This window comes from Bacillus sp. ISL-51, assembly GCF_018613535.1.
In the GTDB taxonomy this organism is placed as follows: Bacteria; Bacillota; Bacilli; order Bacillales; family Bacillaceae; genus Bacillus.
Genome location: NZ_JAGGQB010000003.1, coordinates 266,085 through 278,995, shown reverse-complemented (window position 1 = coordinate 278,995; position 12,911 = coordinate 266,085). Strand labels below are relative to the sequence as shown.

The 12,911-nt window shown below is 48.1% G+C and carries 14 protein-coding genes; 4 read left to right on the top strand and 10 right to left on the bottom strand.

Annotated features, from left to right (window positions below; translation table 11 throughout):
- Positions 1 to 3: 3 nt before the first annotated feature.
- The 4 genes from srlA to srlD are packed head-to-tail and all read left to right on the top strand — an operon-like array spanning position 4 to position 2,747.
- Entirely contained in the window at positions 4 to 549 is a 546-nt protein-coding gene (gene srlA / locus J7E26_RS02975; RefSeq protein ID WP_214802359.1) for a PTS glucitol/sorbitol transporter subunit IIC, read from the top strand.
- A 12-nt stretch (positions 550 to 561) separates the two neighbouring features.
- Positions 562 to 1,575 (top strand): PTS glucitol/sorbitol transporter subunit IIB, encoded by a 1,014-nt coding sequence (gene srlE, locus J7E26_RS02970; RefSeq protein ID WP_214802361.1) that lies wholly within the window; start codon positions 562 to 564, stop codon positions 1,573 to 1,575.
- 13 nt (positions 1,576 to 1,588) lie between these two features.
- Positions 1,589 to 1,963, top strand: coding sequence for a PTS glucitol/sorbitol transporter subunit IIA (locus J7E26_RS02965; RefSeq protein WP_396019846.1), 375 nt, complete (start codon positions 1,589 to 1,591; stop codon positions 1,961 to 1,963).
- A 1-nt stretch (position 1,964) separates the two neighbouring features.
- Positions 1,965 to 2,747: a sorbitol-6-phosphate dehydrogenase gene (srlD, locus tag J7E26_RS02960; RefSeq protein WP_214802367.1), complete on the top strand. Its 783-nt coding sequence runs from the start codon at positions 1,965 to 1,967 to the stop codon at positions 2,745 to 2,747.
- A 115-nt stretch (positions 2,748 to 2,862) separates the two neighbouring features.
- Here the strand turns inward: srlD and J7E26_RS02955 are convergent, their stop codons facing one another.
- From J7E26_RS02955 to J7E26_RS02910, 10 genes are all read right to left on the bottom strand, one after another.
- The gene (locus J7E26_RS02955) at positions 2,863 to 3,393 is read right to left on the bottom strand and encodes an SH3 domain-containing protein (protein ID WP_214802370.1); all 531 of its coding nucleotides are present in this window, start codon (positions 3,391 to 3,393) and stop codon (positions 2,863 to 2,865) included.
- A gap of 61 nt (positions 3,394 to 3,454) precedes the next feature.
- Positions 3,455 to 4,372, bottom strand: coding sequence for a ribose ABC transporter substrate-binding protein RbsB (rbsB, locus tag J7E26_RS02950; RefSeq protein WP_214802373.1), 918 nt, complete (start codon positions 4,370 to 4,372; stop codon positions 3,455 to 3,457).
- 10 nt (positions 4,373 to 4,382) lie between these two features.
- On the bottom strand, positions 4,383 to 5,354 hold the full coding sequence (gene rbsC, locus J7E26_RS02945; RefSeq protein WP_061527973.1) for a ribose ABC transporter permease RbsC: 972 nt from the start codon (positions 5,352 to 5,354) through the stop codon (positions 4,383 to 4,385).
- Entirely contained in the window at positions 5,344 to 6,837 is a 1,494-nt protein-coding gene (locus J7E26_RS02940) for a sugar ABC transporter ATP-binding protein (protein ID WP_214802376.1), read from the bottom strand. Before J7E26_RS02940 ends, rbsC begins: the two co-directional genes overlap by 11 nt.
- A 16-nt stretch (positions 6,838 to 6,853) precedes the next feature.
- Positions 6,854 to 7,249 carry a D-ribose pyranase gene (gene rbsD, locus J7E26_RS02935; protein ID WP_214802380.1) on the bottom strand — a complete coding sequence of 132 codons (396 nt, stop codon included), beginning with the start codon at positions 7,247 to 7,249 and terminating at the stop codon, positions 6,854 to 6,856.
- Positions 7,246 to 8,127, bottom strand: a complete 882-nt coding sequence (gene rbsK, locus J7E26_RS02930; protein WP_214813076.1) for a ribokinase — start codon at positions 8,125 to 8,127, stop codon at positions 7,246 to 7,248. Before rbsK ends, rbsD begins: the two co-directional genes overlap by 4 nt.
- Positions 8,120 to 9,109 (bottom strand): LacI family DNA-binding transcriptional regulator, encoded by a 990-nt coding sequence (locus J7E26_RS02925; RefSeq protein WP_214802385.1) that lies wholly within the window; start codon positions 9,107 to 9,109, stop codon positions 8,120 to 8,122. The genes rbsK and J7E26_RS02925 overlap by 8 nt, the downstream gene beginning before the upstream one ends.
- A gap of 92 nt (positions 9,110 to 9,201) precedes the next feature.
- A complete protein-coding gene (locus tag J7E26_RS02920; RefSeq protein ID WP_214802389.1) occupies positions 9,202 to 10,335 on the bottom strand; it encodes a Ger(x)C family spore germination protein in 1,134 nt (377 codons plus the stop codon).
- A complete protein-coding gene (locus J7E26_RS02915) occupies positions 10,325 to 11,416 on the bottom strand; it encodes a GerAB/ArcD/ProY family transporter (RefSeq protein WP_214802392.1) in 1,092 nt (363 codons plus the stop codon). Before J7E26_RS02915 ends, J7E26_RS02920 begins: the two co-directional genes overlap by 11 nt.
- Positions 11,406 to 12,875 (bottom strand): spore germination protein, encoded by a 1,470-nt coding sequence (locus J7E26_RS02910; protein WP_214813073.1) that lies wholly within the window; start codon positions 12,873 to 12,875, stop codon positions 11,406 to 11,408. Before J7E26_RS02910 ends, J7E26_RS02915 begins: the two co-directional genes overlap by 11 nt.
- Positions 12,876 to 12,911 lie beyond the last annotated feature (36 nt).

The window sequence follows — 12,911 nt, the reverse complement described above, 5'->3', positions numbered from 1 at the left end:
GAAATGGATATGATTACAAAGGCCGCGAACGGTTTTATGAACTTATTCAGAGAAGGCGGGGAGACCTTTGTCAGCCTGGTGACAGATATTGTGCCTTTGCTCATTATGCTTCTTGTTGCCATGAATGCGCTGATCCGGTTTGTCGGTCAGGAGCGGGTGGAAGCAATCGCTAAAAAATCAGGCAAAAATCCCTTCAGCAGATATTTTATCCTGCCGGCCGCGGGGACCTTTATTCTGGCCAATCCGATGACATTGTCACTGGGACGATTTTTACCGGAAAAATATAAACCGAGTTATTATGCGGCGGCTTCGTATTCGTGCCATACGCACAACGGCCTGTTTCCGCATGTCAATCCGGGGGAATTATTCGTCTTTTTAGGCATCGCAGCGGGAATTACCACACTCGGGCTTGATACGACTGAGCTTGCGCTGCGCTACTTTTTGGTAGGCCTTGTGACAAACTTTTTCAGGGGATGGATCACAGATGCGACGACAGCATTTGCAGCCAGACAGCAGAATGTGAAGCTGAAAAATACGGTAGACCTTTAAGGGGGAGTTCAGGTGAGCCGAACATATCATTCTATTCAAATTCAAGCGGGACCGGGCGGTTTTGGAGGGCCGTTAACGATAACGCCGGCTGACGGAAAAAATAAAATTGTGTACGTCACAGGAGGGGCTAAGCCGGCCATTGCCGATAAAATAGCGGCATTATCGGGAGGAGAGCTTGTTGACGGTTTTAAGACCAGTGTGCCGGAGCAGGAAATGGCGTGTGTCATCATTGATTGCGGCGGGACATTGCGCTGCGGGCTTTATCCGCAAAAACGGATTCCCACCATTAATATAATGCCGACCGGCGCAAGCGGTCCGTTAGCAAAACATATTACAGAAGATATTTATGTTTCAGGAGTAAAAGAAGCTGACATTGCATTATCAGAAGGTGCTGCCACACCTCATGCATCCAATGTCAGCAAGAGCAGTTCTTCGCCTAAAGAAGATACTCAGGCTAAGTATAGCGCAGATAAAAAAATTAGTGAACAGCAAAAGCCTAAGGGATTAATGGCCAAAGTCGGAATGGCGATGGGGTCTGTCGTCAGTGTGTTTTATCAGGCAGGCCGAGATGCGGTTGATACTGTCATTAAAACGATTCTGCCGTTTATGGCGTTTGTCGCCATGCTGATCGGTGTCATAAAAGCGTCAGGAATCGGTGATCTCTTTGCATCGTATTTATCACCGTTCGCCGGAACCTTGTGGGGCCTGCTATTGATTTCATTAATCTGTTCGTTTCCTTTGTTATCACCTTTTTTGGGACCGGGCGCCGTCATTTCCCAGGTGATCGGGTCATTAATCGGCGTGGAAATCGGAAAGGGAAATATTCCGCCGCACTTGGCATTGCCCGCGCTGTTTGCGATCAATTCACAGGCTTCGGCAGACTTTGTCCCGGTCGGATTGGGGCTCGCGGATGCTGAAACGGAAACGATTGAAGTCGGCGTGCCTTCGGTGCTGTATTCCCGTTTCTTAACGGGAGCGCCGACCGTGTTTATTGCATGGCTGGCGAGCTATGGTCTATACGATTAACAAAGGGGAGCTTGTGTTGCAAACTTTATATGAAACAAACATTCAGCAGATCGGAGCTTCGGCGGCGGATTTTCTTTCAGAGGGGATGTTTATTCTGTTCGGGGAAAACGCGCCGGCGGAATTATCGGATTTCTGCCTGCTCATTTCGATAAATAAGGTCAACGGCAGCATTGAAGCCGGCGACATTTTAACCTTAAATGGGAAAGAATACTGCATAACCGCGGTCGGAGAGGCGGTAAAGAAAAACTTGGAAGCGTTGGGCCACATCACCTTGAAGTTTGACGGTTCTGATGTCCCTGAACTGCCCGGCTCATTATATTTAGAAAAAGCTGGGCTTACATTACCGAAAGCAGACAGTAAAATACAAATTGTAAAGAGGGGCGAATGAAATGGAAGAACTGCGGAAAGTAGCGTTAGTAGCGGGCGGCGGACAAAGTTTGGGAGAAGCGCTCTGCTGCCGTCTCGCCGAAGAAGGCTATGACATCATAGCGGCAGACATTCAGGCTGAGAAAGCTGAAAAGGTGGCGGCTTCCATAAAGGCTACATACGGGAGAGAGGCGCTTGCCGTCAAAGTGAACGTCACGAAAGAAGAAGAAGTGGCGGAGATGGTCGAGACATCTGTACGCGCTTTTCGGCGGATTGATTTGCTGGTCTATGTAGCGGGTGTGGCAAAAAGCACGAAAATTACCGATTTTCATCTCAATGACTGGAATGCCACGATGGATGTCAATCTGACCGGTTATTTTCTCTGTGCCAGAGAGGTATCGAAAGTCATGATCAAACAAGGCGGTGGAAATATTATTCAGATTAACTCCAAGTCCGGAAAAGTCGGCAGCAAACATAATTCTGCTTACTCGGCATCTAAGTTCGGCGGTGTCGGTCTGACGCAGAGCCTGGCGCTGGATTTAGCAGAGCATAATGTCCGCGTAAACGCCATTATGCCGGGAAATTTGCTGAAATCCCCAATGTTCCAAAGTCTTATTCCTCAATATGCGAAAAAGCTCGGAATACAGGAGGACGAGGTTGAACGGGTGTACACGGATAAAGTTCCGCTGAAGCGGGGCTGCACGTATGATGATATAGCCAATGCCGTTATATTCTATGCCTCTGATAAGGCGAACTATATGACGGGCCAATCTATAAATGTCACGGGCGGACAGGTGATGCATTAATCCGGCGAGGATCCGACAATATTTCTCAGGAAATATTCCGGTCTTCCGACATTTCTATATGCCGTTAGGGAATAAAAAACGGATTTCGCGCTGAATTGCGAAATCCGTTTTGACATTATTTTAACTTTTGGAGATCTTTTGTGCTGATATATCCGGTTGAGCCGCCGTAATCGACAAGCGCCCAGCCGAAATCAAAGCCGCCGTTAGGGGTCTTTTTCCAGCCTAGAAAAGAAACGCTTGTGCTTTTGGGAAGGGTTGTTTTGACGGCTTTTTCTGTATATACCTTTGTTTTGGCTGTTGTTTTCACCGTCGTTGCTTCTTTGACAATATAATGAGTCGATACAAATCCGGTTTTTCCGTTTTTATAATGAACTTTAGCCCAGTCGGCATTCGGATATGAAATAACCTTTAAGCTGTCGCCTAAATGAAGGATATCAGCTTTCGGACTTGCTGCTGACGCTTTTGTTCTTACGTGCAATGCCTCGGCTGAAACGAGATAAGAGTCTAACGGATAGCTGTATAGGTCGTCAATCTTGACCGCTTCTGCGGCATGGCTTTCCGGAATCGGCGCGATGCCGGCTGCGGAAGCCGCCGTAATCCCTGCGGCCAGGGTGAGAATGGACGCTGTTTTTGCTGGTTTCTTCATCTATCTCTCTCCTTTTATTTTATTCTTTTCACGTTTTGGCTAAAGAATAAACATCAGGCGGTTACTTTTGTGTCCGAAGCTTTAATGGCGCGGAAATGTTTTTTTTGACTTTTTCTCCTTTCAGAACTTGCTCAGCCGCTTCAGCCGCCAATTTTCCGATCAGTTCCGGCTGCTGGGCCACAGTGGCAGTCAGCTTCCCATTTTTTACAGAAGCGAGGGCGTCTTTATTTCCGTCAAAACCGACGACAAGAATGTGTTTTCCTGAGCTATTGATCGCCTCAAGCGCGCCGAGCGCCATTTCATCATTATGGGCGAACACGGCTTGAATGTCGGGATGGCCTTGCAGCAGGTTTTCCATGACGGTCAGTCCTTTTGTCCGGTCAAAATCGGCCGCTTGTTTTGTTACGACGTTCAGCTTCTTGTCGGCAATGTTGTGGAAGCCCGTGCCCCGCTCTCTCGTTGCAGAAGCGCCCGGAACCCCTTGCAGTTCAGCGACCTTGGCGCCTTTTCCGAGCTGATCCGCGAGATAGTCAGCCGCCATTTCGCCCCCTTTGATATTGTCAGACGCAACGAGCGTTTCGACTTTGCCGTGTTCAGCGGAGCGGTCAAGAGCAATGACAGGAATGCTGAGTGAATTCGCCGATTCGACGGCCGTGGAAATCGCCGATGAGTCAGTCGGATTGATTAACAATGCGTCGACTCCTTGCTGGATCAAATCTTCCACGTCATTTGACTGTTTAGATGAATCATTCTGGGCATCTACGATAATGACCTTCATGCCCCGTTTCTTCGCTTCTTTCACAACCCCTTCTTTTAGTGACACGAAGAACGGGTTGTTCAGCGTGGACACGGACAAGCCGATCGTATATTCTTTTTTATGTTTCGAGGATGACGGTTTCGCCCATTGAGGCGGATCAAGTGAACAGGCAGACAGCAAAAACAATGATAATGTGACTATCGCAATGATGGCTTTCTTCATATATATCCTCCTATGCCGATTTCTTGCGGTCCAGCAATACCGCGATTAAAATAACGATTCCTTTGACGACGAGCTGATAAAAAGACGACACGCCGAGAAGGTTCAATCCATTATTGAGCGTCCCGATAATCAAAACCCCGATTAATGTCCCGACAATGCGTCCGCGTCCGCCGGAAAGGCTCGTTCCGCCGAGAACGACCGCGGCAATGGCGTCCAGTTCGTATGATTCTCCGGCTGTCGGCTGCGCGGAGTTTAAACGGGATGTCAGAATTGCGCCGGCCAGAGCCGATAACAAACCTGTCAGAGAATAGATCATGATCTTGATGCGCGGCACTTTAATCCCGGATATCAGCGCCGCTTTTTCATTGCCGCCGATTGCGTACGTCCGCCGCCCGAATGGTGTTTTATGCAGAAGAATCCACAGAAGGGCAAACGTGATCAGCATGGTAATGGCGGGAACGGGAATGCCGAGAAAATAACCGCGCCCGAATAATTGAAAAGCGTAACCAGAGCCGAGCCCCGTAATCGGATTGCCGTCCGTATACACGAGGGTCAATCCGCGGAAAACCGTCATTGTCGCCAAAGTGGCGATGAATGGCGCCATTTTTCCTTTTGTGATTAATAAACCGTTGATCATGCCGAGGACCGCGCCAATTGCACAGCCAAGGATGACAGCGAGAATCGGATCAATGCCGGACACCATCATTCCGGCGACCAAGGCGCTGGATAAGGCGAGAATCGCTCCTACAGAAAGGTCGATCCCGCCCGTCAAAATCACAAAGGTCATTCCGAATGCGATCAGCGCGTTAATCGCAACCTGGCGAAGCAAATTGAGGATATTTAACGGCTCTAAAAAGCTCGGGTTTAAAATGGAAACGATGATCACGAGAATCAATAATCCGAGAAACGGGCCGAGTTTTTGCGTAAATGTATCAAAAGAAAAACGCTTTTGTTCAGTTGATTTCATTGGTTCAGTTTTCATCCTGCTGCCCTCCCGTGGCAAGTGTCATAATATGTTCTTGTGTGGCGCCTGCCGCATTGATTTCTCCATTGATGCGCCCTTCGTGGACAACGATGATTCTGTCACTCATGCCGAGGATTTCCGGAAGCTCGGAAGACACCATAATAATGGCGACGCCGCGATCGGTCAGTTCATTCATTAATGAATAAATTTCTCTTTTCGCACCTACATCCACGCCCCTTGTCGGTTCATCGAGGATAAGAACTTTAGGGCCGATCCCAATCCATTTGGCGATGACTACTTTTTGCTGATTTCCTCCGGACAAGTGGCGCGCAGCAGTTTCAGAAGAAGCGGTTTTAATGGTCAGCCGCTTGATGAGCAGCTCGACAAATTCCGCTTCGCGTTTTCGGTCAATGATGCCTTTAGGGGAGAAACTCGTCAGGCTCGGCAATGCGATGTTTTCCCGAATGGATGTATCCAGCAGCAGCCCCTCATCTTTGCGGTTTTCCGTGATCAGGCCGAGTCCCTTTTGAATGGCGTCATGCGGCCCTTGAATTTTTATTTGCTGTCCTGACATCCATATCTCTCCCGAATCAAGACGGTCGATGCCGAACAGCGCCCGCATAATTTCTGTCCGTCCCGCACCCATCAAACCGGAGACACCGAGGATTTCTCCGGCGCGCACATGGAAACTGATCTCTGAAAAGCTCCCTTTTTTCGAAGCGTTTTTTACTTCAAACACCTTGTCGCCGAGAGAGGGGGTGCGTTCCGGATAACGATCAGTCAGCTCACGCCCGACCATTTTTTTGACGACATCATCAAAGCTTGTGTCTTTGATGTTGGCCGTATCGACAGTGAGGCCGTCCCGCATAATTGTGATGCGGTCGCAAATCGAAAAGATTTCTTCCATCCGGTGAGAAATATAGACGATGGACACGCCATCTTTTTTTAATGCCGTCATTACTTCAAACAGTTTGCTGATTTCCCGTTCTGTCAGCGCTGCGGTTGGTTCGTCCATGATGATGGCTTCGGCGTTTGTCATCAGCGCCTTGGCAATCTCAATCATTTGCTGCTGGCCGACAGAGCATTGTCCGGCTTCCAGATCAAGAGGAAGAGAGACGCCCAGTTTTTTAAGCTGTGATTTTGCTAGCGCTTTCATTTTTTTCATATCCAATACGCCGAATGTTGTCGTCAGCTCTTTGCCGATAAAGAGGTTTTCCAGCACCGTCATTTCCGGCCATATATTCAGCTCTTGATGGATAAAAGCGATTCCGTGCTTCTCGGCTTCTTTCGGATTGGAGAAGCACGTTCTTGTCCCGTTAATTGAAATATGCCCTTTGTCGAGGCGGTGCAGTCCGGTGAGCAGGTTCATCAAAGTGGATTTGCCCGCTCCGTTTTCTCCCATTAAAGCGTGGATTTCCCCCGGCTGAAGCTCAAATGAGACGCCGGAGAGCACCTGGTTTTTTCCGAATGCTTTATGAATATCAGTCATGACGATGTGCATTCTGTATCCCTTCTTTCTAGAAAATCACACCCGCCTGCAGGATGCAGTTGGCGTATGGTGTCATTTCACCTGTTCGAATGACGGCTTTTGCTTTCTGTGTGAGCCGTTTGAATTCTTCGTGGGGGATGTATTCAATCGGCTGCTCTGAAAATCGGCTTTCTAAGAAGCTGGCATTCTCATGGTTTGCGTCTTTGATTTCTGAAGCGGCAATGACCTTTTCAACGGCCATTTCCTCAGCCAGCAATCCGGCGACGTCCCGGAAGGCGGGAACACCCGCCTGTAAGGACAAATCAATTTTGATCACTCCGTCGGGGACGGGCAAACCGGCATCTGCAATCGCAATGAGGTCTGTATGGCCGAAATCGGCTAATAGTTTGGCAATGTGGCTGTTTAAGATACCGTGTTTTTTCATGACAGCAGCTCCTCAACTTCTTCTCTGGACGGCATGCCGCCTTGGGCGCCGAATTTTTGCACCGACAGGGAGGCGGCACGGTTGGCAAACAGAAGCGCTTGTTCAATGTCTTGTCCTTCCGCAAGAGCGACGGCAAATGCCGCGTTAAAGGTGTCGCCCGCGCCGGTCGTATCTATTGCCTCAACAGGAAAGGAGGGAACGAGGCGTTCTGAGGCGCCATTTGAGTACCGCACGCCTTTTTTTCCCTCGGTAATGAACAGTTTGCCGGGATAAGCAGCCAGCGCTTCTTCCTTAGTTCTGTCAGGAAATAAGATGGATGCTTCATGCTCATTCGGCGTAACATATGCGGCATCTTCAATGATTGCTGCTTTCAGCGGACGGGCAGGCGCCGGGTTGAGCATGACCGGAATATGGCGTGCGCGGCAATAGCTGCATACTTCCTCAACGGTTTCTGCCGGAATCTCCTGCTGAATCAGTACGATATCAATGCTGGATAGCTCAGCGATCGCTTTTGTCGCATAGTCAGGGGAGATGTCATCATTTGCGCCTTTGACGACGACGATACTGTTGTCTCCTTCGGCCAGCACAATATGAGCCGTGCCGCTTTCTTTATGTGTAACCGTTTCCATATATTCCGTATTTACGCCGTTTGCTTGTAAGTTGTCGACAATTGCTTTTCCATAGCTGTCATCTCCGACTTTTCCCACCATATAAACGTTTGCGCCTAAGCGGGAGGAGGCTACGGCCTGATTTGCGCCTTTTCCGCCGGGCACGGTTTTAAAGGCTGTGCCGAGTACGGTTTCACCAGCCTTCGGACGTCTATCCGATGTGACGACTAAATCCATAGAACAGCTGCCGATTACGCAAATTTTACTCATGATCATCATCCTTTCTCGTCGTTTGTCTTTTGATGAAAGTGACAGGCATTTGAATGGCCGTCTCTGTCAGCGGTTCTTTTTTTATCATATGTAACAGCAGGTTTGCAGCTTCTTTTCCCATCTCATATGCCGGCTGGCGAACGGTGGAAAGGGGCGGGAACAGCAGCCTGCTTTGCGGGATATCGTCATAGCCGATGATTTGGATATCTTGCGGGACCTTTTTTCCGAGCCGCAGCGCCTCGTGCAAAACGGCCGCCGCCGCCATATCATTGCTGGCAATGACTCCGTCGGTCTCCGGATATGCGGCAAACAATTCTTCCGCTAAAGCCGCTGCATCGTTCAGTGAAAATGAAGCGGCTGACAGCACTTGGAACTGTGCGTCTGCGTGCTGCAGCACGTCAAGTGCGCCGCTGAACCGTTCCTGAGCCGTGGGAAGATGGTCCAGGCCTTTGACAAGCGTGATGCATTTGCTTCCTCCGCGCAGCATTTCCTCGGCCGCGATTTTTCCTCCGGCCCGTCCGTCGCTGAATACGGACGGAGCGCCTTCTTTTGCCCGGTCCAGAAAAACAACCGGGTAAAAACTGCCGCTGTATTCGGGAAGATCAGGATAATTTGTAGCAGCCAAAATTCCGGCGACTTGGTTTTGTTTAAATGTTTGAAGGTAATCAAGCTCTTTTTCCAATTCTTCATCACTGTTGCCGATGATCAGCCGATAGCCTTGGCGCTGTAATTCGTCTTCAGCGCCGCGGGCAAGCTGCGGAAAAAAGGGATTCGTAATATCCGGAAGCAAAAGCCCGATCAGTCTGGATTCTCTTTTATAAAGAGAGCGGGCAACTTCATTCGGATAATAATTCAGTTTCTCCATCGCAAGCATAACCTTTGTTCTTGTGTCCTCATGCACGTAGCCATTGTCATTCAGCACACGGGAGACCGTAGCAACAGAGACGCCGGCAGCGCCTGCGACATCCTTAATCGTTGCCAACAAGCACTCCTCCTTTTAATGTGTGTAACCGTTTACATAAGATTATCACGAAGTTTTTCTGTTGGCAATAAAAAAAGGAGGTCGGCCTCCTTTTAATCCACAATACCGATTTGAGAAATATTCACATGAATATCAGGAATAATCTCTATCGAAGGGTAGACCTTCCGCCATTTGAGGCGTTTGCCCTGTTCAAAATAACGCGATTGATATTTTCGGCCGATTCCCAAGATATCAGTGTTGTGTTCCTGTATGTTGCGGATCACTGTTGCGGCGCGTTCATTTAAGTCTGCCGAAGCCTGTTTGTTGATTTGTTCAATGGCGGTATACGAATCAAGCCTGTCTTTCGGATATTCATCGACGCGCGCGTTAAGCTTTAAGAAAACCTTCACTTTGATATGCTGAGGGTCTGCATCCAAAAATGTAATCTTTTGCGTTGCATCGGTAACGGTGAGAGAAATATAATTTTCAATATCCATTTTATATTTGTTCCATAGCTTCAGGTTAATGTTGGCGGTTTTAGAAAAATGGCCGTTTAAAAGCGTCAGCAGGGTGGAATCCTGGCCGAGCACCTCGGTCACTTTTTGTTGCCCTCTGAACAAAGCCGAGCCTTCCACTTTCACGGTTTGTCCGTGGATTGCTAAGTAGGGAAGGGCAAAATCCTCATCAGCCGTCAGCATGCTTGAACGGATGGATTGCAAATTTTCCAGGCTGATATTCGATTCCGCGTCGGCGCTTGCTAATAAATTCGTTAAGTATTTACTGACAATCAATTTTTGCCGGACAATCAGCTTAAGCATATCAAGCGCTTCTCCGTCCTTTACGACCGCCGGATGTGCGAGAAGGGGGCTTTTAGCGTCCCTATAGAACACATCCAGATATGGAAAAAGCGGTTTTTCCGTCATTTTTTCTCCGATTAATAATACCCTCTGTTTGGACGTGTCAATCCGCTGATCCACAAGCTTATCCAAGTTAAACCGCGCCTCGCGGATGGTATGGCCCGTAGAGCTGAGCACCGTTGTAATAAATGAGCCGCCGGTTTCCTGTTCAGCTTGGGAAGACTGTACTTTTCGATAGGTGATGCCGATCTTATTTTTTCCGTCATGATCGACATCAAGGCTTGCGGAGAGCACGAGAGAAATATCCTTTAATAAATTTTGGTCCCAGCAGCCCGTCAGCGTAAGACATGCACACATGACAAACAGGAGGATCGCTTTTTTAATGGGCATGGCGGACACCCTTTTTCAAAAGGACGATAATCAGCGCCATACATGCCGGGAAAAGATAGACAAAGATAATATCTGAAAGGCGGACGATATGGTCCAGGATGGAAATCGTTTTATCAGTGCTTGTGGCCCAAATGGACGGAAGAAAGACGAGTACGGCCAGCAAATAAACAAACCGGCTGTGCTGTTTTTTATTAAACAGCTTAGCCATGCCGGTGCTGGCCAGATAAAACACATTCGCCAATGTTGAAAAAACGGTAACGAACCAAAACGTCAAAAATAATAAATCCGTCCGTTCGATAATCCTGAATGAAACCGTTTTTAACAAATACAGCACAGGCTCCGGGATGATTTTGATTTCCTCGGGGCTGAAAGTGACGAAACAAGTAATGGTGATATACAGATAATAGAAAGTAACCAGAACATTGGTTATCGTCATCACTTTGTAGCGCTGGCTGACGGTGCAGTTAATGAGGGGACCCAAGACAAGCATCGATTCAAAGCCGGTGATGCTGATCAGCGTTTGCTGCACCCCTGAGAGCATGTCCTTCATGTTCCCTTGAAAAACCGGCAGAATGTAAGTCATATCGGCTTTTCCGAGTGTGTACAGAAGCGGCAGAGATATTAATAACAAAAGCGGAGTTAAGACAAAGCTGAACCTGGCAATCGCGTTCAGCGGCGCTTGCGCAATATAAACAGAGCCGAGGATGATCATTAAGCTGATGACCCAGTTAGGAGTCAGCGGAAGCACCCAAATATCCAATATTCGTGTGAAAACGGAAAGAATGAGTATGCAAAGAAGCGCAAAATATAAAATATACAGCACCTGCAGCCCTTTTCCGAGAAATTTTCCGAAAACCGCATCAAACATTTCATAAAGATTCTTTTTCGGAAACCGGTAAAATAACACCATATACAGACTGCAGGTGAGCTGAACGATCACCCCGGTCAGCAGGATGGAAATCCATCCGCTGCTTCCCGATTTCACTATCAGTAAATGAGGCAGCGCCAACACCCCGATACTGATTTGCGTCTGAAGAATGAAAAACACCGCCTGAAGCTGGCTTATTTTTTTAGGTTTCATCTCTTTTCCACCCCCGAACGTGGTTAATTTGTTTAGAATCTTTCGGTCTTAGATAAAAAGGTCTTCTTTTAATGAACCAAGCCGGCAGACGAATAAAGGCATCCTTTAAATCACTGAAATGAAAAGGGGTAAGAGATGATAAATAAGGCACGCCCAGTGACTCGAGCTTGCACAAGTTCATCAGAATGACCCCGAACCCCAGCCCGATTCCGATAAAACCGAATGAAGCCGCCAGAAACATGAGCGGAAACCTGATGGTGCGAATGGACGTGCTCATTTCATATGAAGGAAGAACAAAAGATGAAACAGCCGTCACGGCTACGACGATAACCATCATATTGGAGATAAGCCCTGCTTTAACGACTGCGTCACCAATGACAAGCCCGCCGACGATGCCGATTGTCTGGCTGATCGGTTTCGGAAGCCGTATACCGGCCTCGCGGATCAGCTCAATCGTAATTTCCATAATCATGGCCTCAATCAGCGGAGGAAAAGGAATATCGACAATTGAATTTTTCATCGTAATAATCAGATCATTAGGAATGACCTCGAAGTGAAACGCTATCAGCGCAATATAAAATGCGGGCAGCGTAATCGCAATCATAAAAGCGAAAAATCTGAGCACTCTCAAAAAGCTCGCAGAAATCCACCTTGTGCTGTAATCATCGGGCGATTGGAAAAAAGAAAAAAAGGTAATCGGCGCAATCAGCGCGGACGGGCTTCCATCCATCATGACAAGAACGCAGCCTTCCATGACAGAGGCTTTTGCTTTATCAGGCCGTTCCGTATGAATGATCTGCGGAAAAATGGAAAAAGAATTGTCTTCTATCGACTCCTCGATAATTCCCGGTGCCAGCACACTGTCAATCTGCAGGTAGGACAGGCGCCGCTTCACTTCGTCAACAATTTCGGGATTGGCGATATTTTCGATATAGATCACGGCAACCTTCGATTTTGCCCTTTCTCCGATATCCATGTAATGAACAGAGAGGTGGCGGTCTTGAATATGGAACCGAAGCTGATGAATGTTCGTATCTAAACTTTCCACAAAGCCGTCATGGGCGCCGCGGACGATGCTTTCAGATTCCGGTTCCGTAATGGCGCGCAGCGGGTTTTGCCCGACTGAAAACAGCTTCGCCTGATCAGAAGCATCGCTGAGATAAACCACTTGCCCCGCTAGAATGCCATCCACAATGCTGCGGACTTCATTTGTTTCTGTGCTGCTGATGGAATCGATTGTGTTCTCAAGGGAGCCGCTCTGCACGGTGTCGCTCAGCAGAAACTCATTCAGCTTCTGTTCCTCAATCATGTGTTCAATATAAAAAAAAGCGGTTTGACGCTCCTGCAGTTTGATCCTTCGTATCTTTAAATCTCCGCAAACACACATAAGCTCCTGCAATTTTCGGACAGCGGATTCAAAATCACCCGGTAACAGCCTGCTTTGCTTTTTTCCAGGCATCAGACCGCCTCCTTTCTCAGGGTTATCTGTAGTTTT

Excerpts from the sequence above, each read along its gene's own strand:
- srlD (WP_214802367.1), top strand. The coding sequence starts at position 1,965 with ATGGAAGAACTGCGGAAAGTAGCGTTAGTAGCGGGCGGCGGACAAAGT.
- J7E26_RS02910 (WP_214813073.1), bottom strand. The coding sequence starts at position 12,875 with ATGCCTGGAAAAAAGCAAAGCAGGCTGTTACCGGGTGATTTTGAATCC.
- rbsB (WP_214802373.1), bottom strand. The coding sequence starts at position 4,372 with ATGAAGAAAGCCATCATTGCGATAGTCACATTATCATTGTTTTTGCTG.
- J7E26_RS02940 (WP_214802376.1), bottom strand. The coding sequence starts at position 6,837 with ATGCACATCGTCATGACTGATATTCATAAAGCATTCGGAAAAAACCAG.
- J7E26_RS02915 (WP_214802392.1), bottom strand. The coding sequence starts at position 11,416 with ATGAAACCTAAAAAAATAAGCCAGCTTCAGGCGGTGTTTTTCATTCTT.
- rbsC (WP_061527973.1), bottom strand. The coding sequence starts at position 5,354 with ATGAAAACTGAACCAATGAAATCAACTGAACAAAAGCGTTTTTCTTTT.
- rbsD (WP_214802380.1), bottom strand. The coding sequence starts at position 7,249 with ATGAAAAAACACGGTATCTTAAACAGCCACATTGCCAAACTATTAGCC.
- J7E26_RS02955 (WP_214802370.1), bottom strand. The coding sequence starts at position 3,393 with ATGAAGAAACCAGCAAAAACAGCGTCCATTCTCACCCTGGCCGCAGGG.
- srlA (WP_214802359.1), top strand. The coding sequence starts at position 4 with ATGGATATGATTACAAAGGCCGCGAACGGTTTTATGAACTTATTCAGA.
- rbsK (WP_214813076.1), bottom strand. The coding sequence starts at position 8,127 with ATGAGTAAAATTTGCGTAATCGGCAGCTGTTCTATGGATTTAGTCGTC.
- J7E26_RS02920 (WP_214802389.1), bottom strand. The coding sequence starts at position 10,335 with ATGCCCATTAAAAAAGCGATCCTCCTGTTTGTCATGTGTGCATGTCTT.